This is a genomic window from Streptomyces phyllanthi, assembly GCF_009377205.1.
Classification (GTDB): domain Bacteria; phylum Actinomycetota; class Actinomycetes; order Streptomycetales; family Streptomycetaceae; genus Streptomyces; species Streptomyces phyllanthi.
The window spans coordinates 1-18,913 of sequence record NZ_VJZE01000086.1 but is presented as its reverse complement, the minus strand read 5'-3'; the positions used below and the strand labels follow the sequence as shown (position 1 = coordinate 18,913).

18 protein-coding genes and 1 pseudogene are annotated in these 18,913 nt (G+C 71.1%); 15 read left to right on the top strand and 4 right to left on the bottom strand.

The window, feature by feature from the left end; translation table 11 throughout:
- Positions 1-17 precede the first annotated feature (17 nt).
- Together FNH04_RS15265 and FNH04_RS15260 are read left to right on the top strand one after the other, a co-directional pair.
- A complete protein-coding gene (locus tag FNH04_RS15265; protein ID WP_152784464.1) occupies positions 18-899 on the top strand; it encodes an LLM class F420-dependent oxidoreductase in 882 nt (293 codons plus the stop codon).
- A gap of 12 nt (positions 900-911) precedes the next feature.
- Positions 912-1,049 (top strand): annotated as a pseudogene (locus FNH04_RS15260) (carboxymuconolactone decarboxylase family protein); the annotation flags it as partial.
- A gap of 61 nt (positions 1,050-1,110) precedes the next feature.
- On the opposite strand, the gene FNH04_RS46535 reads toward FNH04_RS15260, so the two are convergent.
- Positions 1,111-1,263, bottom strand: coding sequence for a hypothetical protein (locus FNH04_RS46535; RefSeq protein ID WP_194236687.1), 153 nt, complete (start codon positions 1,261-1,263; stop codon positions 1,111-1,113).
- A gap of 215 nt (positions 1,264-1,478) precedes the next feature.
- On the opposite strand from FNH04_RS46535, the gene FNH04_RS15255 reads away from it, so the two are divergent.
- Entirely contained in the window at positions 1,479-1,757 is a 279-nt protein-coding gene (locus tag FNH04_RS15255) for a twin-arginine translocase TatA/TatE family subunit (protein WP_322723099.1), read from the top strand.
- Between the two features lie 123 nt (positions 1,758-1,880).
- Here FNH04_RS15255 and FNH04_RS15250 read toward each other — a convergent pair whose 3' ends face one another.
- The 3 genes from FNH04_RS15250 to FNH04_RS15240 all read right to left on the bottom strand — a co-directional run bounded on the left by FNH04_RS15250 (position 1,881) and on the right by FNH04_RS15240 (position 6,132).
- Complete coding sequence (locus FNH04_RS15250) at positions 1,881-3,152, bottom strand: vWA domain-containing protein (protein WP_194236688.1); 1,272 nt, start codon at positions 3,150-3,152, stop codon at positions 1,881-1,883.
- 74 nt (positions 3,153-3,226) lie between these two features.
- Entirely contained in the window at positions 3,227-4,489 is a 1,263-nt protein-coding gene (locus FNH04_RS15245; RefSeq protein WP_152784458.1) for an AAA family ATPase, read from the bottom strand.
- 185 nt (positions 4,490-4,674) lie between these two features.
- The gene (locus tag FNH04_RS15240; protein ID WP_152784456.1) at positions 4,675-6,132 is read right to left on the bottom strand and encodes a hypothetical protein; all 1,458 of its coding nucleotides are present in this window, start codon (positions 6,130-6,132) and stop codon (positions 4,675-4,677) included.
- 225 nt (positions 6,133-6,357) lie between these two features.
- Between FNH04_RS15240 and FNH04_RS15235 the strand changes: the two genes are divergently transcribed.
- The 12 genes from FNH04_RS15235 (at position 6,358) to FNH04_RS15180 (ending at position 18,759) form a co-directional block, all read left to right on the top strand.
- Complete coding sequence (locus FNH04_RS15235) at positions 6,358-6,777, top strand: GNAT family N-acetyltransferase (RefSeq protein WP_152784454.1); 420 nt, start codon at positions 6,358-6,360, stop codon at positions 6,775-6,777.
- Positions 6,778-7,104: 327 nt separating this feature from the next.
- Positions 7,105-8,469 (top strand): hemolysin family protein, encoded by a 1,365-nt coding sequence (locus FNH04_RS15230; RefSeq protein WP_152784451.1) that lies wholly within the window; start codon positions 7,105-7,107, stop codon positions 8,467-8,469.
- On the top strand, positions 8,466-9,482 hold the full coding sequence (locus FNH04_RS15225) for a hemolysin family protein (protein ID WP_152784449.1): 1,017 nt from the start codon (positions 8,466-8,468) through the stop codon (positions 9,480-9,482). The genes FNH04_RS15230 and FNH04_RS15225 overlap by 4 nt, the downstream gene beginning before the upstream one ends.
- 97 nt (positions 9,483-9,579) lie before the next feature.
- Entirely contained in the window at positions 9,580-10,419 is an 840-nt protein-coding gene (locus FNH04_RS15220; RefSeq protein ID WP_152784447.1) for an SGNH/GDSL hydrolase family protein, read from the top strand.
- A 356-nt stretch (positions 10,420-10,775) separates the two neighbouring features.
- Positions 10,776-11,876, top strand: coding sequence for an amidohydrolase family protein (locus tag FNH04_RS15215; protein WP_152784445.1), 1,101 nt, complete (start codon positions 10,776-10,778; stop codon positions 11,874-11,876).
- 77 nt (positions 11,877-11,953) lie between these two features.
- Positions 11,954-13,294, top strand: coding sequence for a radical SAM protein (locus FNH04_RS15210; RefSeq protein ID WP_228031389.1), 1,341 nt, complete (start codon positions 11,954-11,956; stop codon positions 13,292-13,294).
- Positions 13,291-14,307, top strand: a complete 1,017-nt coding sequence (locus FNH04_RS15205; RefSeq protein WP_152784441.1) for an aminotransferase class I/II-fold pyridoxal phosphate-dependent enzyme — start codon at positions 13,291-13,293, stop codon at positions 14,305-14,307. Before FNH04_RS15210 ends, FNH04_RS15205 begins: the two co-directional genes overlap by 4 nt.
- The gene (locus FNH04_RS15200; protein ID WP_152784440.1) at positions 14,304-15,113 is read left to right on the top strand and encodes a class I SAM-dependent methyltransferase; all 810 of its coding nucleotides are present in this window, start codon (positions 14,304-14,306) and stop codon (positions 15,111-15,113) included. The genes FNH04_RS15205 and FNH04_RS15200 overlap by 4 nt, the downstream gene beginning before the upstream one ends.
- A gap of 226 nt (positions 15,114-15,339) precedes the next feature.
- Complete coding sequence (locus FNH04_RS15195; RefSeq protein WP_322723098.1) at positions 15,340-15,690, top strand: DUF4326 domain-containing protein; 351 nt, start codon at positions 15,340-15,342, stop codon at positions 15,688-15,690.
- Between the two features lie 59 nt (positions 15,691-15,749).
- A complete protein-coding gene (gene purB, locus FNH04_RS15190; RefSeq protein ID WP_322723097.1) occupies positions 15,750-17,192 on the top strand; it encodes an adenylosuccinate lyase in 1,443 nt (480 codons plus the stop codon).
- A complete protein-coding gene (mug, locus tag FNH04_RS15185) occupies positions 17,189-17,734 on the top strand; it encodes a G/U mismatch-specific DNA glycosylase (protein WP_152784478.1) in 546 nt (181 codons plus the stop codon). The genes purB and mug overlap by 4 nt, the downstream gene beginning before the upstream one ends.
- Before the next feature lie 158 nt (positions 17,735-17,892).
- Positions 17,893-18,759, top strand: a complete 867-nt coding sequence (locus FNH04_RS15180; protein ID WP_322723096.1) for an AraC family transcriptional regulator — start codon at positions 17,893-17,895, stop codon at positions 18,757-18,759.
- Positions 18,760-18,913: the final 154 nt, after the last annotated feature.

Genomic DNA, 18,913 nt, shown 5'->3' with positions numbered 1-18,913 from the left:
CAAGGTGAGGAGAGTTCATGCCGCGTCCGTTCCGCTTCGGAGTCAACCTGCTCCAGTCCACGACTGCCGAGGAGTGGCGCGCGAAGTGCCGCAGGGCCGAAGATCTCGGGTACGACGTGATCCTGGTCCCCGACCACCTCGGCATGCCGGCGCCGTTCCCGGCCCTGGTCGCGGCGGCCGAGGCGACCGAGCGCCCACGGTTGGGCACGTTCGTGCTGAACGCGGGCTTCTGGAACCCGGCGCTGCTGGCCCGGGAGGTGGCCACCACGGACGCGCTGACGAACGGCCGCCTCGAACTGGGGCTCGGCACCGGATATGTGGAGGCGGAGCACCGGAGCGCCGGTCTCCCCTGGGGCTCGCCGAGGGAGCGTGTGGACCATCTGCGGCACACGGTCGAGGAGATGGAGCGGCTGCTCGACTCCGAGGAGCACGAGCCCCGTCCCGTACAGCGGCCCCGGGTACCACTGCTGATCGGCGCCAACGGCGACCGGATGCTGCGGCTCACCGCCGAACACGCGGACATCGCGGCGTTCACCGGCGCCCGGACCGTGGACGGCGGCATGCTGGCCCCGATCACGGCGGAGGAGCTGGACGAGCGGGTCGCGCTGTACCGGGAGCTGGCAGCCGGACGGAAGGAACCGGCCGAGCTGAATCTGCTCCTCCAGGTGATCGTGGTCACGGACGACCGGAGCGCCGCGATTCAGGAGTGGCTGCCCCATATCCCGCACCTCACCGAGCAGCAGGTCCTCGATCTGCCGATCGTGCTGGTGGGGACGCTGGAGGAGATCGTGGCCCAGGTGCGCGCCCAGCGGGAGCGCTACGGGTTCTCGTATCTGACCGTGCTGGAGCCGAACATGGAGGTGTTCGCACCGGTCATCGACGCGCTGCGGGGGTTGTGAGGGACGCGCTTGGTGTTCACCGACGCCGAGGGCGCCGCCCTGGAGCTGACCGAGCAGGGCACCCGCATCGCCGACGCGGCCGGCGGCGTCACCGACGAAGCCTGGGCGAACGCCGCCAAGCACCACGACGAGGACCGGCCCGCCGCCCTGTTCGGGTAAGCGGCCGGTTTCCGCGGCACGTCATGCTTCGGCTCGGTGCGATGTGCCCTGCTCAGTGCGGCGGCCTCTTGCGCAGCCTGCTGAAGAGCCGCTTGGCCTCGCTCCTCGTCCTCGGGTCGGACGCCATCCGCTTGCCCTGAGCGATCAGACGGCGTCCCTCGGGGCTGCGCCCGAACGCCTTGATGCGGTTCAGCAGACCGGCCATGCTCTTTCACCTGCCAAGACTCGACAATCGACGGACATGCCCTCTCCTACCCCTCGCGGCAGCGGAACACTCGGGCAGCCGCGATCCGGCACCGGTCAGGTCGGTTCCTCGGGGTCGGGCCGGGGGTACGCTTCCGCCTGGCCGGAATCACGTCCGACTTCGGCGTCAACGTCCGAGGGATCCGGGACCTCGGCAGCGGAAGGCAGGGAACCGAAGTGTTCGGACTGAGCGAGCTCGCGCTCATCCTGATCGTCGTCATAGCGGTCCTCGCCGCGAAGAAGCTCCCCGACCTGGCCCGCTCCGCGGGCAAGTCGGCGCGCATCCTCAAGGCGGAGAACAGGGCGATGGAGGAGGAGCAGAACACGGTCGGTGAGCAGGCGGCGCCTCGCGTGATCCAGGGGGAGACCCTCTCCCGCGGCACCACCGCCCCGCCCGCCGACGCGCCCAGGCCCGCCACTCCCCCGGGTGCCGGCGAGCCTCACGCCCAGGGCTGACCCGTACAGCCGGGGCAACCATGACAAGGGCGTGGCGAGTCACGGGGGTCGCACGCCTGGCCGCTGATGCGTGCACGCCTGGCAGTTGATGCGTGCTGTGCGTGGCCACCACCCTGACGGCGCTCACCGGGCCGCGGGAGTCGACCCGATGTTCACCACGCGTGCCCAGGCGGGCGGCAGGCCCGGGGCGTACTCGGAACTGCTCTCGTCGTACGACCGGGCCGCGTGCTGTCGTGGGAACAGGCCCACCACCGTGCGGCACGGCGGCCGGGTGCCCGGCCAGGGTGTCTGCCCGTCGGTCAGGACCACGATGACATCGGGGCGGGGCCGCGTGGCGAGCGCCTTGGCGAAGCCCGTGCGCAGGTTCGTGCCCCCACCGCCCACCAGCGGTATCCCCTCGGCACGGCACAGCGGATGCGCGATCCGGGCCGCCGCGTCGCACGGCACCACGGTGACCAGGTCACGACGGCCGCCCACGGCCCGGGATATCGCGGCGACCTCCAGAAGCGCGCTGCCCAGTTCGGCGTCACTGACCGACCCCGACGTGTCGATGACGACGGACACCCGGGGCGGCCTGCGCCGCAGGCTCGGCAGAACGGCGCCGGGCAGGGCGGCCGAGCGCCGCGACGGCCGTCCGTAGGTGTAGTCCTCGCCCGCGCCGGAGCCGGAGGCCGCCGAGCGGACCGCCGCTCCCAGCAACTGCCGCCACGGCAACGGAGGGTGGAACACCTCCTCCGCCCATCGCCGCCACCCCTTGGGGGTGTCCCCCGGGCGGGCGGTGATGCCCTGGGCCACCCGGAACCGGACCGCGTCCCGTTCCTGCGCGCTGAGGCCGTGCGCGCCGTCCGGGCCCATGTCCCACTCCCGGTCCAGTCCGTCGGCGCCGCTGCCGCAGTCCAGCCAGGACATGCTCTGCGTACGCGGCCCGAGGCGGAACTGGCGCAGATAGTCCTCCATGAGCTCCCCCTCGGGCAGCTTCAGGGACGACGGCCGGACGGCGCCTCTGGGCCGTAGCAGCCCCTGGCCGAACACGTCGTCGTTGATCTCGCAGTCCGCGGCGATGTTCATCCGCAGCCGTTCACCCGGACCGGTCAGCCCGCGCTCCCGCGCGACACGGTCACTGCGCCCGTGGTGGTCACGCAGCAGGTGCGAGACCTCGTGCACCCACACCCCGGCCAGCTCCTCCACCGGCGTACGGTCCACGAACGCCGGCGAGACATAGCACCGCCAGTACTTGTCGACGGCCATCGTCGGTACCAGCCGTGACTCGACGGTGTGCAGGGCGAACAGGGCCGTCGCCAGGTAGGGCCGGACCCGGGCGGCGTGCAACCGGGCGGCGAAGAGCTTGTCGAGGTCCAGCGTGCCGGGTGCGTCTGCCGTCACCGGCGCGTCCATCGTCACCGGTACGTCCGCAGTCACTGGTTCATCCGCCGTCACCGGCACGTCCGCCGTTCCCGGTGCGTCCGCTGTCATCGGCCGGCCTTCGCGCCGACCGCGGTCCGCGCCGCCGCCCGGTCCGCCCGCCGGGACAGGGTCACCACTCCGGCGAGCCGCTCGATCGACGCCGGAACCTCCCAGTCCTCCCGGCGCAGCGTGGCGAGGGTGGTCGCGGGGACGACCACCAGATCCGGGGCTCCGGTCTCCACCGCCCGGACCAGGAGAGCCCACGCCGCGTCCCAGCGGGACCTCTCCGGGCGTTTGCGGACCGCCGCCACGACACCGTCGAGCACGGCCTGGCGCAGATCCCCCCGCTCGGGCAGGGCGGCACCCGCGGGGTCGGCGAGGACCACTTCGGGATCCGGGAGGTCCATCCGGTCCAGGCTCGCCAGCAGCTCCAGCCCCGGACCGTCTCCCACCGTGCCCCTGACCAGCAGGGACAGCACTTCCCGGGAGGATCCGGCCGCGGTCGCGAACGCGATCAGGCACAGCGTCATCTCCCAGCTTCGAGGGGACGGCCAGGCGCCGCCGCGGCGGGTTTCCCCGCTGGGCAGCCGGTGGACGAGTCCGGGGCGGGCGGACAGGAGCCCGCACACCGCGCGGCGGGCGAAGTCCACGGCCTCCGGCAGCTTCTCCGGGGCGAGCCGTGGCAGGGTGGCCCGGGGCCAGGTGCCGCCGAGGCCCCGTACGACGACCTCGTGGTCGTGGGTCCACTGGAGGTGCACGAACCGGTTGGCCAGCGGCGGGCTCAGCTCCCAGCCGTCGGCCGCCGAGGACCGCGGATTGGCGGCAGCCACGATCCGGACCGCGGGCGGCAGCCGTAGGGCACCGATCCGCCGTTCGAGCACGAGGCGGAGCAGGCCGGCCTGAACGGCGGGAGGCGCGGTGGACAGCTCGTCCAGGAACAGCAGGCCTCGCCCGGCCCGCACCAGTCGCACAGCCCAGTCCGGCGGGGCCATCGGGACACCCTGTTCGGCGGGATCGTCTCCGAGGACGGGCAGGCCCGAGAAGTCGGACGGCTCGTGCACGCTGGCGATCACGGTGGTCAGCGGAAGGTCCAGGGCGGCCGCGAGCTGCGTCAGCGCCGCGGTCTTGCCGATCCCCGGCTCACCCCACAGCAGTACGGGCAGGTCGGCGGCCACGGCCAGAGTCAGGGCCTCCAGTTGTGTGTCGGGGCGCGGCTCGGTGGTCGTGTCGCGCAGCAGGGTCAGCAACTCGTCGGCGACTTCGAGCTGAGGGAGGCGGGTCGGCTCGGAGGGGGTGCTGGTCGCGGCGGACGGGGTGAGTGTGGGCATGTTTGATCACCTATGGGTCGTGGGTTCATGGGGTCGTGGGTCCATGGGGGCGTGGATCGGTTCGTGGTGAGCTGAGTGGGTGCCGAGGATCGAGGACCGAGGCCCTCGGCCGGCGTGAGTCGAGTGGGCGCATGAGGCCCCCTGGTGGGTGGGGGCCCTGGTGGGTCGGGGCGGAGGCCCCCCGGTCAGCTGAGGGTCGCGTGGCGCGGGCGCGAGCGCTGGTCGCGGGGACGGCGACGGGCACCCTGGCGGATGCGGTCGGGCCCAGGGCCCATCAGACCCGCCCGGTACAGCCCGTAGGTGATCCGCCGTTGCGCGGCCGTCTCCAGTTCGTCGCGCAGGGCGCCGCCGCGCAGCACCGCGTCCGGGCCCAGCAGGCCCTCGACGACGGCCAGCGCACCGGCGGTGTCGCCATGGTCCAGGCGCTCGCGGACACCCGTGAGGCAGTCCGGATGACGGTGGGCCTCGTCGATGGCCCGCAGGCAGGGAAGCGGCGTACCGGTCAGTGCGACCAGGAGTTCCTCCCGCCGGATCTCGGCCGGGTCGTGGTCCAGCGGAGCCAGTACCCCGTCCACCAGGCCGATCCGGTGCTGAGCTCCCCGGCACTCCACGAGGCACGGCTGTCCTGCCGGGTCCGGCGCCCGGGGCGAACCGGTCGGCGCATGGTCCGGTACGAGTGCCGAGGCCACCAGCGGATGCAGTCGGTCGGGCTCGATCGCACCGGAGCGGATCAGTTCCAGGTCGGGCAGCACCCAGGTCGCGGCGTCGGGCAGTACCGGCAGCGCGGAGACGTCCCCGTCCGTCGGCGCCTCCGTGATCCGCAGTACGGGCGGACCGGCCCCGTCCCTGTCCACGACGCCCGTGACGTCCATGACCTCCGTGACGTCCGCGACCAGGTCCAGGAGCAGGCGATGCCGGGACCCCAACCGCACGGTGGCGGTACCGGTGGACCGCCCCTCGGCGTGGAGGAGGATCCGCGTCTCGGCCGCCCACCGGTCCACGGCACAGCGACGCCCCGGCGGCACCGTCCTCTGCGACTCCGGGTCCGGCATCGAATGGCCCTCGACGGGCGGCGGGCCGGCGGGCTGCCCATCGGCTGCTGACCGGATCCGCAGCTCGCCCGTCCTGCGCGCGTCCCACAGGTGGCGGTGCAGGTCGAGACGGAAGCGCCGGCTGGGGTGCGGATGCGGGTGCCGCGGGGCGCCGAACCCGGAGTGGGATCCGTCCCACAGGGCGAGGCTGATCCGCTGCCCGGCGTCCGCCCAGGCCGGCGGGGTCCGGGCCACGAGGTGCACCGGGCACGGACCGTCACGTCCCGTGGCGTCGTACCGAGCCAGGGGGATGGTGAGACCCGGGCGCAGCAGCCCGTCAGGAGCGACCCTCGGCATGTGCCAGCGCAGCAGGTCGGGTGCCAGATGGCGAAGATCGGCCCGGATCCGGGCCGCGAGTTCCCGGCCATGGGTACGCGCCAGGGAACGCAGATTGAAATCGACGTCGACGCCTGCGGCGGCACACGCCCCCGCCCAGTCCCCGCTGCGGCGGCGGGCGGTCGCGGTCTCGATCATGGAGGGCGGCACGGCGAACTCGCGCACGCGCGGCCAGAAGGAAAAGCGGGAATCCCCGTTCGCGGTCTGAGTGAGCATCAGCACTCACCTTGCGCGGACGGGACCCCCAATCTGTACACAGAGTGAGTGGTCATCGCGGGGAGCATAGCGCTCCTGAGCGCGGTCTGCCAGGCGTTTCAGCCGGAGCGCCACATGGGGCAACCGACAGGCACCGTATGCCAGTTGGCAGCGGCCGGCACACGGAAACCGCCGGTCCATGGAAACCGCTCGCCAGACAGCGCGGCGCTCTGCTTGGCTCACCCCATGAGCGATCTTCACATCCGCTGCGCCGCCCTCTCGGACATCGACACCGTGCTGCGGTTCTGGCGCGAGGCCGCGGAGGGAAAGAGCATCACCGACGACCACGACGGCGTGGCCCGGCTCATCACCACGGACCCCGGGGCCCTGCTCCTCGCAGAGCGCGACGGCCTCCTCACGGGGACCGTCATCGCCGGCTTCGACGGATGGCGATGCTCCGCCTACCGACTGGCCGTGCATCCGGACCATCGCCGGCAAGGGATAGCCACCGCCCTGATGGAGGCGGCCGAACAACGGTTCGTCGCTCTGGGCGGACGGCGGATCGACGCCATGGTCCTGGAGGTCAACGAACAGGCACACCACACCTGGGCGTCGGCCGGCTACCACCGTGAGGACCACTGGCGGCGCTGGGTCAAGTCGCTGTAGGCACAAGCCCGGACACGGGCGCGGGCACGGGACACGGGCACGGGACACGGACACGGGCGCGGCAAGGACAGACACAGGCCGGACCGCCGGGTGTCGGCCACCGCCACATGCCGGGGCGCGCCACGGGGTACGCGCCCGAGGCACCCAGGGACCGAGCGCACGCATCACTTTGCCGATCCTTTACCATGGGTGGACCGTCCCAGTCCTACGGAAAGGTTGTGAGCGTCCGCCCATGGGCGAGCCTCCCAGTAGTCGGCCATCCCGTCCCCGGTCCGCGGCATCGCGCGGACCGCACACCCCTGCCCGACCATGGGAGGGGGTGACCCGATGACCGAAGTGCTCCTCCTTCTGGTGGCGATGCTGCTCTGCGTCGTCTGCGGGGCCTTCGTCGCCGCCGAGTTCTCCTTGACCACGGTCGAGCGCAGCGAGCTGGAGCGAGCCGTGGAGCGCGGCGACCGGGGCGCCGCGGGCGCCCTGAAGGCCGTGCGGAACCTGACGTTCCAGCTCTCCGGGGCCCAGCTCGGCATCACCGTCACCAACCTGGTCGTCGGTATGCTCGCCGAGCCGTCCATCGCCCAGCTGATCTCCGGCCCGCTGGAGTCCCTGGGCGTGCCGCGCTCCGCGTCGGGCTCGATCGCGCTGATCCTCGGTACGGCCCTGTCGACGGTCGTCCTGATGGTCGTCGGCGAACTGGTGCCCAAGAACTGGGCGATCTCCTCGCCGCTCGCCGTGGCCAGACATGTGGCGAACCCGCAGCGCTGGTTCAGCGCCGCGTTCCGCCCGTTCATCACGCACCTCAACAACACGGCCAACCGTCTCGTACGCCGCTTCGGCCTCGAACCCGCCGAGGAACTGGCCTCCGCGCGCGGCCCGCAGGAACTGGCCGCCCTCGCCCGGCACTCCGCCAGGGAGGGCGCCCTTCCGGCGGACACCGCCGAGCTGTTCGTGCGCACGCTGAACCTCGCCGATCTGACCGCGGAGAACGTGATGACCCCGCGCGTCCAGGTCATCGCCCTGGACGCCCAGGCGACCTGCGAGGACGTGACCAACGCGACCCGGGCCACCGGCCTGTCCCGCTTCCCCGTCTACCGCGGCAACCTCGACTCGGTGGTCGGCACCGTCCACATCAAGGACTGCCTGGCCGTGCCCGCCGACCGCCGCATTCACGTCTCCGTCGCCGAGCTGCTGCGCGAGCCGCTGCTCGTCCCGGAGACGCTGACCGTGGACCGCCTGCTGGACCGGCTGTCGGGCAAGCGCACCATGGCCGTCGTCATCGACGAGTACGGCGGCACCGCGGGCGTCGCCACCCTGGAGGACATCGTCGAGGAGGTCGTCGGCGAGGTCCGCGACGAGCACGACCCGCACGAGACGCCCGACCTCGCCCCCGCGGGCACGGACGACGAGGGCCGCACGCTGTACTCGGCCGACGGCTCGGCCCGCACCGACCAGCTCGCGCGCGTGGGCATGCGGGTGGCGGAGGGGCCGTACGAGACCCTGGCGGGTCTGGTCGCGGCCGAGCTGGGCCGTATACCGGCCGTGGGCGACACCGTCGATGTCGGCGGGTGGCGGCTCGACGTGGTGGACGCCTCGGGGCGCCGGGCCGCGCGGGTGCTGCTGCACGCGCCGGTCCTGTCCGACGGCTCCGGCTCCGACGACTCCGATGACTTCGCCGGCGAGGAGAGGGAGCGATGACCGCTGTCCAGCTGCTGATCGGTTTCGCGACGCTGGTCGTCAACGCCTTCTTCGTGGGCGCCGAGTTCGCGCTGATCTCCGTACGCCGCAGCCAGATAGAGCCGTACGCCGACGAGGGCGACCGGCGGGCCCGCAGCGTGCTGTGGGGCCTGAAGCACGTGTCCGCGCTGATGGCGGCCGCGCAGCTCGGCATCACGCTGTGCACCCTGGTCCTCGGTGTGGTCGCGGAGCCCGCGATCGAGCACCTGCTGGAGCCGGTGTTCCACGCGGTGGGTGTGCCGGAGGGCGCGGGGCACGCGGTGTCGTTCGTCATCGCGCTGACCCTGGCCACGTATCTGCACATGCTGCTCGGCGAGATGGTGCCGAAGAACATCGCGCTCGCGGAGCCGGTGCGCACCGCGCTGCTGCTCGGCCCGCCTCTGGTGACGCTGGCCCGGGCGCTGCGCCCGGTGATCTTCGCGATCAACGCCTTCGCCAACACGCTGCTGAGGCTGATGCGGATCCAGACGAAGGACGAGGTCACCGCGACCTTCTCGGACGCCGAGCTGGCCCGGCTCGTCCAGGACTCCACCGCCGCCGGTCTCCTCGACGACCGAGCGCAGGAGCGGCTGCACGACGCGCTGGAGCTGGGCCGCCGGCCCGTGCGGGATGTGGTCCTGCCTCTGGAGCACGTCGTCTACGCGCGCGTGGGCGTCACGCCGGAGGAGCTGGAGCGGCTCTCGGCCGACACGGGGTTCTCCCGCTTCCCCGTGGTGGACGAGGGGCGCCGCATCGTGGGCTACCTCCATGTGAAGGACGCGCTCGACGCGTCCCCGCGCGACGTGCCGTTCCCGGTGAAGGACATGCGGCCGATCGCCCGCGTCCGGGAGGCCACGCCGCTCGACGACGTGCTGACGGCGTTGCGGCGCAGCAGCACGCACCTGGCGGCCGTGCTGGGTTCGGACGGACGGCTCGCGGGGCTGGTGACCATGGAGGACGTGCTGCGGGAGCTGTTCGGGCAGACCACCGTGTGAGGTACGCGGGCCTCCGCGGCGTTCCACGGGCCTCCGCGGCGGTCCACGGGGCCCGACCGACCGCCGGGTATGTGCACGGGATACCATCTCTGTCGCCATGCAGACGAATCCCACCTACACCAGTCTTGTCACCCTCGGCGACTCCTTCACCGAGGGCATGTCGGACCTCCTGCCGGACGGCTCGTACCGGGGCTGGGCGGATCTCCTCGCGGCGCGGATGGCCGCGCGGACACCCGGCTTCCGGTACGCCAATCTGGCGGTGCGCGGGAAGCTGATCGGGCAGATCGTCGACGAGCAGGTCGACGTGGCCGCCGCGATGCGCCCGGACGTGGTCACGCTGGTCGGCGGACTCAACGACACCCTGCGGCCCAAGTGCGACATGGGCCGGGTGCGCGGACTCCTGGAGGAGGCCGTGGAGCGCCTCGCCCCGTCCTGCGGCCGGCTCGTGCTGATGCGCAGCCCCGGGCGTCAGGGCCCTGTGCTGGAGCGGTTCCGGCCCCGCATGGAGGAGCTGTTCGCCTGCGTCGACGAGCTGGCGGCCCGGCACGGCGCCCTGGTCGTCGACCTGTACGGGGCGCCCTCGCTGAGTGATCCCCGCCTGTGGGACGTGGACCGGCTGCACCTCACGGGCGAGGGCCACCGACGGGTCGCCGAGGCGGTCTGGCAGACGCTCGGGTACGAGCCGGAGGACTCCGAGTGGCGTACACCGTCCCCGTCCACGGCACCACCCGCGTGGGTCGCGCGACGCGTGGCCGACGTGCGGTTCGCACGGCAGCACCTGGTGCCGTGGATCGGGCGCCGGCTGACGGGGCGGTCGTCGGGGGACGGCCGGACAGGCGCCCACTTCAGCGCTGATCTGGGCAAAGCCTTCTGGGTCACCCCTGTGGACCACACAAACCCTGGCCCTGTGACGGACTGGCGACAGGTGGGGCCCTAGGGTCCTTCTGGCCCTAACCCGGAGCCTCGCCCGGGATGCCATGCACCCGATTGAACGCGGGGGCCTCACCCACACGGCACCTGCAGCCGACAGACCGACGTCATGCCGCGAGTCGTACAGCATCCTGAGCGAGGACCTGCATCCTGTCGACCTCGACGACCGGCCACCCGTAGCTCACGGCGAGCCCGCCCCGTCCCGAAAGCCGGACGACGGCGGGGACGGGCCAGGCCCCACCCTCTGGACCGCGTCCGTCCGAGGTAACCGGCCTCGAACAGGGCACGCCGTGCTGATCGCAGGCCCGTCGCCGGGCCATCGTGGTGCAGCAAGCTGGAGCTACCTACGGATGGGGTGCACGGATGCCGGAATCGACCGAGGCCATGAGTCGGCGCAGTCTGCTGATCACCGGTGGTGCGGTGGCGACCACCGTCGCCACGACGGGCGGGTCCAGTGCTCTGACCAGGGAGGAAGCGGCGCTCCATGGCTCGCAGAGCGATGACGACGCCGGCCGGTCAAGGATTGACGTCCACCACCATTTCACCGCTCCGGCATGGGTCGACTGGGCCGAGCGTGAGGGCTTGGTGCAGCGGAAGGAACTGCCGTGGTGGACGCGCTGGGATCCGGACTCCACTCTGGCGCTGATGGACCGGGTGGGCATCGCAACCGCGGTCCTCAACCCCACCATGCAGGACCGGTACCGCTCCGCCGCGCAGGCCAGGGAAGGCCTCACTGTCGTCTTCGAGGCAATGGCCGACCTGGTGGCCGCGCACCCGGGCCGTTTCGCGATCCTCGGCCCTGCTGTCCTGGACCATCCCGACGTGACCACGTGGGCTCTCCGACAGGCTTTCGACAAGCTCGGTGCCGTTGGAGTCAGCATGAAAGCCAACTACAACGGGATCTACCTCGGTGATCCCTCCTACGACCGCTTCCTCGCAGAACTCGACGAACGCGCCACGGTCCTTTTCACCCACCCGCTCGACCTCCCGGGCGGACCACCCGGCGTGCCCACCGTCCCCGGAATTCCGAACTTCATGTGCGATTTCCTGCTGGATTCCACGCGTGCCGCCGTGAACCTGATCCGTACCAGGACACTCGACCGCTACCCGCACCTGTCAGTCGTCCTGCCACACGCCGGCGGGTTCCTCCCTCAGATCACCACCCGTATGAAGGCCTTCGGCAGCTTCTGCACCCCACCCCTCGATGCTGCCCGTGTACAGGACTATCTCCACCGCTTCTACTACGACACAGCGGGCCCGCTGGCCCCCTCGGGCACTCTGGTGGCCACCGCGGGCACCGACCGGATCCTCTTCGGCACCGACTGGCCTGCCGCCTCCGCCGACATCATCACCGGCTTCACGGTACCGGCCATCGAGACCGACCCCGTCCTCACCAACCGCCAACGCCGCGGCATCAACCGGGACAACGCCCTCCGCCTCATGCCCACGCTCAAGCGCACCTAGTCGGATCGGATCGGGACACCGCGTTCCACCTGCAGTTCGGCCCATGTCGTCCGGGCCCGTTCATGCATGATGACGGGATGAACCATAGCGACCAGCGCTTCCACGTCATCGTGCTGTCGAACTTCGCGAAGGGTTTCGACAAGTACGCGTTCGCTTACGGTAAGGCGGGGATTCCGGAGAGTACCTATCCCGACCGGTTCCACCTGCTGACCCGCGCGGAGTTGGGAATCGGCATCGGCAAGGCGCGACGCCTGCTGGACCGGCTGGCCATTCCGGGCGACCGGCTGCTGGTGCTGGAAACCGTGGTGGACCCCGACAAGCTGGTGCCCAACGTGTCGACCGGCCTCGGCATGGAACTGCACGAGGCTCGCATCCGGTTGTCGGCGGTCCATGAGCTCGACCAAGCGGGCGACGAGTTCACTCTGCGTCCGACGACCGTCGAGGATGCGATGGCGTCCTCCCTGCACCTGCACGGTTCGGCACTGCGTAGCTACGCCGACACGCGACCGCGCTCGGTGTCGCTTCTGCCGGTCGCCTCCGCCTGCCAGGCCCGGTGCTCGTTCTGCTTCTCCGCGGCTTCGATCTCCAGCGACCAGGCACCGGCGCGGGTCCCGTGGGACGCGGTCGCCCACTGGCTGGAGCGCGCCCGTGCGGCGGGTGCCGAGCGTGCGGTGATCACCGGGGGCGGGGAGCCCACGCTCATACCGTTCGAACAGCAGTTGCGACTGGTGTCCGCCTGCTCGGCGGCCTTCCCGAAGGTCGTCCTGATCACCAACGCGCACACCCTGGCGAAAGGCCGGCACGCTGATCGGGCCGACCGCCTCGCAGCCGTGAGCGCCGCGGGCCTGAGCGTGCTGGCGGTCTCCCGGCACCATCAGGACGACGCCGTCAACGAGCGGCTGATGATGCTGCGCACGCCGGTGAGCTCTGTCATCGACACCTGGCGCGTGGAACGTGACCGCTGGCCGGGGCTGCGGATGAGGCTGATCTGCGTGCTCCAGCACGGCGGCGTGGCCGACGCGGCCGGCGTCGGCGACTACCTTTCGTGGGCCGCGGCTCTAGGCGTCGAGGAAGTCTGCTTCAAAGAGCTCTACGTATCCACCAGCACTGAGTCGCTCTACTTCGACCGCGCCGCCAACGTCTGGAGCCGAGAGCACCAGGTTTCGCTGTCCATCGTCACCCGGTTCGCCGATCAGCACGGGTTCGAACTGGCGAGCCGCCTGCCCTGGGGCGCGCCGGTCTACCACGGCAGCTGGGACGAACGGCCGATGCGGATCGCCGCTTACACCGAGCCCAGCCTGCTCTGGGAACGCACCAGCGGGATCGCACGCAGCTGGAACGTCATGGCCGACGGACGCTGCTACGCCTCCCTGGAAGACCGGGCCAGCGAGATCGTGCCGGAGGGCGCGGCGGCATGAGGTTCGAGGAGTTCCAGGAATTCCGGCAGCGGCAACTCAGTGCTTCCCCGTCGCTTCTGGACGCCGCCGAGACCAACGTGTACCGGGCGCTTGCTCCGGTGCGGCCGGAAGCGCCGACCGACATGAGTACGGTGCACCGGTGCGATCTCGCCCGAGCCTGGCTGCGGCGCTTCGAGCTGCCGGAAGAGTGGTCCGGCCACGCCATGGTCTGTCGAGGGGTCCGGCACGGGCTCGGTGTGGTGTTCCACTGGCTGCGCGCCGTGCACGCGCGGTTGTGGCTGCCCAGCGACGTGTACCCGGTTTACTTCGAGCTGGCCCGCGCTGCGGGCCTCGAGCCCATGTCCTACCCGACGCTACCGGCGCCGGCCCCGCCGAGGTCGCCGGCGGACCACCGGCCCGAATACCTGCTGCTCGCCAACCCCAGCAAGCCGCTCGGCCGTTACCTGTCCGATGCCGAGTGCGCCGCGGTGATCTCGTGGTTGCGGGAATCACCACGCCGCCGCCTGCTGATCGACAGCGTCTACGACCTGGGAGCCCCGTTCGCTGCCGGCACACGGCGATTGCTGGACACCGGTTGTGCGGTCCTGCTGCATTCGGTCACCAAGGGATGGCTGTGGCCACGCACGTTCGGCGTGGTCCTGCTGAGCCCCGCGCACACCGAATGGGCCGAAGCGTTCCGGGCGGATCCGCCGACGCCGGCACAGCTGAGGCTCGCCGACCGTCTGCTGACCGAGCACAGCGACGTGCCCCGGCAGGTCGTCGACGGACTGGCCGCACGGGCTGAGCGGTTGTTCGAACGGTTGCCGGACGAGGTGCTCGGGGCGATTCCCACGGCGAGCCGGACGTGTCCCGGCAACTATTTCTTCCCGGTCGAAATCCCAGCGGAGACGCTCCAGCGTGAGTGCGGCGTGCTCGCCATGCCGGTCAGCGTGTTCGGGGAGAACAGCTGGTCCGGCTCCGTCCTGACCAGCCTTGCCGACGCTTTCGGCCCGACGCCGACGGTGGCGCGATGAAGCCACTGGAGGACCTGGCCGTATACGACGATGCGGACTTCTACGATCAGGAGTTCACCGCGCGCACCCACGACATCCCGTTCTTCCTCGGCCAAGCGGTCCGGGCGGGCGGTCCGGTCCTGGAGGTGGCCTGCGGAACCGGGCGCATCACCCTGCCGATCGCGCGGGCGGGTGTCGAGGTCACAGGGCTCGACATCATGCCCTCGATGCTTGCGCGTGCCCGTCAGCGGGCCGAGGAGGAGCGACTGGCTGTCGAGTGGCTGGAACAGGACTGCCGAGACATCCGCTCCGACAGGCGCTTCGCCCTGGTGTTCTCGGCAACCAACGCGATGCAGCACCTGCACGACCTGGATTCCGTGATCGCGTTCCTCACCTCGGCGCGAAACGTGCTGCGACCAGGCGGGACCCTGATCCTGGACGTGTTCAACCCCTACATGGCCAAGCTGTGCCGGCTCCCCGAGTCGCCCTACCACCACAAGTCGGTCGCGGACCGGGCCGGGGCGAGGCTCGACGTGCGAGCGACGACCAGCTACGACGCCGCCGCCCAAGTGCTGCGCTTCACTCTGGACTACCTACGCGACGGCGTGTGCGTACGCACCAAGCAAGTCAGCATGCGCTGCTTCTTTCCCGAGGAACTCCTGGCGCTCTGCCGGCTGGCCGGTCTCGACGTCGCGCAGCGCTACGGAGACTACGATCAATCCCTGTTCACGAGCACCTCGCCGAAGCAGCTCCTGTTCTGCCACTCCCGAACCGCCAACAACCAGATCGTCGATCCGCCGTCGGTACCGGTCCTGCATCCGAGCTGAGTCAGCACCGCATTCCGGGCAACATGCCTGGTCGGAGGCCGCACGAGCGGTGATCAGCGCTGTCGCCCGCGTTCCGGACTGGTCAACCCCATGGGTACACCGTCCGGGGACGGCCGCCCCGAGAAGCGGCCCGAGTTGCTGCCGTACGAGGGTCCGGCAGCCTGGAGATACGAGGGACCGGCAGCCTGGAGGGGCCCGTACCGGCCCGCATCGGAGGGAGCAGCGCGTGGCCACCACCGTGATCAACCTCAAGGGCCGTATCCGCGAGTTCGGCCCGCGACTGGAGAACGCCCCCGACGACCTCGTCTACGTGGGCCGCCGCTGGACCATGGGTCACTGGGACCTGCCCCAGCACGCGCTCTACAACCCGTTCCAGTACGACACCGCCAAGAAGAAACGGGACGGGACGCGGGCCGAGATCATGGTGAAGTACCGCGAGCACCTCATGGCCCGCCCCGAGCTCCTCGCCCTGGTGCCGGAGCTGCGCGGCAAGACGCTGGCCTGCTGGTGCGCACCGGAGTTGTGCCACGCGGACATCCTGGCGGAGATCGCGGACGCCCCGACGTCGGCCTCGTAGTTTCCTCCGAAGAACCCCCTGGCTCTGGCCTGCACGAATCGCCAGTAGAATCCGTCTACGTGACTTCTGCGCCAGCCAAGCCCCGTATCCCGAACGTCCTCGCCGGACGGTACGCCTCCGCCGAGCTCGCCACGCTCTGGTCGCCCGAGCAGAAGGTGAGGCTGGAGCGGCAGCTCTGGCTGGCCGTGCTGCGGGCCCAGAAGGACCTGGGGATCGAGGTGCCGGACGCGGCGCTCGCCGACTACGAGCGGGTGCTCGACCAGGTCGACCTGGCCTCGATCGCCGAGCGGGAGAAGGTCACGCGGCACGACGTGAAGGCGCGGATCGAGGAGTTCAACGACCTCGCCGGGCACGAGCACGTGCACAAGGGCATGACGTCCCGCGACCTCACCGAGAACGTGGAGCAGCTGCAGATCCGGCTCTCGCTGGAGCTGATGCGCGACCGTACGGTGGCCGTGCTGGCGCGGCTCGGGAAGCTGGCGGGCGAGTACGGCGAGCTGGTCATGGCCGGCCGCTCGCACAACGTGGCCGCACAGGCCACCACCCTCGGCAAGCGTTTCGCGACCGCCGCCGACGAGCTGCTCGTGGCGCACGGCCGGGTGGAGGAGCTGCTCGGCCGTTACCCGCTGCGGGGCATCAAGGGCCCGGTGGGTACGGCGCAGGACATGCTCGACCTGCTGGGCGGGGACGCCGGCAGGCTCGCCGAGCTGGAGCGGCGGATCGCCGAGCACCTGGGCTTCTCCCAGGCGTTCACGTCCGTCGGCCAGGTCTACCCGCGCTCGCTGGACTACGAGGTCGTGACCGCGCTGGTGCAGCTGGCGGCGGGCCCCTCCTCGGTCGCGAAGACGATCCGGCTGATGGCCGGGCACGAGCTGGTGACCGAGGGCTTCAAGCCCGGCCAGGTCGGCTCTTCCGCGATGCCGCACAAGATGAACACCCGCTCCTGCGAGCGCGTCAACGGCCTCATGGTGATCCTTCGCGGCTACGCGTCGATGACCGGTGAGCTGGCCGGCGACCAGTGGAACGAGGGCGACGTGTCCTGCTCGGTGGTACGCCGGGTCGCGCTGCCGGACGCGTTCTTCGCGCTCGACGGGCTGCTGGAGACGTTCCTGACGGTGCTCGACGAGTTCGGCGCGTTCCCCGCGGTCGTCGCACGGGAGCTGGACCGCTACCTGCCGTTCCTGGCGACCACCAAGGTGCTGATGGGCGCCGTGCGCGCGGGTGTCGGGCGCGAGCTCGCACACGAGGCCATCAAGGAGAACGCCGTCGCCTCGGCACTCGCGATGCGCGAGCAGGGCGCCGAGCGCAACGAGCTGCTCGACAAGCTGGCCGCGGACGAGCGGATCCCGCTGGACCGGGCGCAGCTCGACGCGCTGATGGCCGACAAGCTGTCCTTCACGGGCGCCGCCGCCGACCAGGTCGCCGTCATCGTGGGCCGCATCGAGGAGATCGTGAAGCAGCGCCCGGAGGCCGCCGGTTACGCGCCGGGGGCGATCCTCTGAGGCGGTTCACCGCAGCGGAGTTGGAGGCCGCCCGCGACCGTCTCGTACCGGACGTCGTCGCGGACGGTCTCCACGTGCTGTTCTGTGGCATCAACCCGGGGTTGACGACCGCCGCCACGGGCCACCACTTCGCCCGTCCCGGCAACCGCTTCTGGCCGGTGCTGCATCTTTCCGGCTTCACACCACGGCTCATGAAGCCGTCCGAGCAGGGCGAGTTGCCATCGTACGGGCTCGGGATCACGAACGTGGTGGCACGGGCGACCGCCCGCGCCGACGAGCTGACCTCCGAGGAGTACACGGAGGGCGGACGCCTGCTCACCGCCAAGGTCGAGCGGCTGCGGCCGCGCTGGCTCGCGGTGGTGGGCGTGACCGCGTACAGGGCGGCCTTCGACGACCGCAGGGCCGCCATAGGTCCGCAGGAACGGCGCATCGGTGACACGCGCGTGTGGGTGCTGCCCAACCCCAGCGGGCTGAACGCGCACTGGACTGCGGCCACGATGGCGGAGGAGTTCGGGCGGCTGCGGGAAGCGGCGCGGCACTAGGACCTGTCCGTCCCTGATCCGGCGGACGCCCGCCCCACGCCCAGAGCGGTATCCCGCCCGGATGGCGGCCCGGGCCACCCGATCGGACCGGGCACAGGATGTCGGGTCCGGCAGGGGGCGGCCTTCCTAACGTGATGGGCGTAAGGGAAGGAGACCGTGTGCTGGAGCGGCTGAACGAGGCCCTGGACCACATCGAGGCGCGTCTCGACCAGCGGATCGAGGTGACGGAGCTGGCGCGGATCGCGATGACGTCGGAGTACCACTTCCGTCGGATGTTCTCCGCGCTGGCGGGGATCTCGCTGTCGGAGTACATCCGGCGCAGGCGGCTCACCATGGCGGGGGCCGAGGTGCTCACCGGGGAGCGGACGCTCCTGGAGATCGGGGTGCGATACGGCTACGGCTCCGGGGAGGCGTTCGCGCGTGCGTTCCGGACCATGCACGGTGTGGGTCCGGGCGAGGCCCGGCGAACAGGTGTCTCTCTGCGCTCCCAGCCGCGGATGTCCTTCCGTCTCGTTGTCGAAGGGAGCAGCAGCATGCGATACCGGGTCGTGGAGAAGGAGCAGTTCCGTGTCGTCGGCAAGAAGGTCCGTGTCCCGCTCGTCCATGAGGGGGTGAACCCGCGGATCGCGGAGTTCATCCGGGCCATCGACGAGGAGACGATCGGGCGTATCACCGCGCTGTCCGACCAGGAACCGGAGGGGATCCTGGGCGTGAGCGACAGCCTCGACCCGAGCCGGGCGGAGGGAACCGAACTCGACTACTACCACGCGGTGGTGACCGGAGCCGACGCTCCGGAGGATCTGGACGCGCTCCTCGTCCCGGCGGGGACCTGGGCCGTCTTCGAGAACTCCGGGCCGTTCCCGCAGGCGCTCCAGCACCTGTGGCGGGACGTCTTCACGCAGTGGTTCCCCTCCAATCCGTACCGGAGCAGGCCGGGGCCCGAGGTCCTGCGCACCCGGCTGTCGCAGGACGCGGCAGTGGCGGACGCGGAGCTGTGGATCCCCGTGGAGCGGACTGCGGTGTGAGGGTCGCTGTCCGAGGGGCCCCGATGTGAGGGGACCACGGACTGAGGGGACCACGGACTGAGGGGACCACGGACTGAGGGGACCACGGACTGAGGGGACCACGGTCTGAGGGGACCACGGTCCGAGCGTGTGGCGGCGGGGGGCGGCGGGTCAG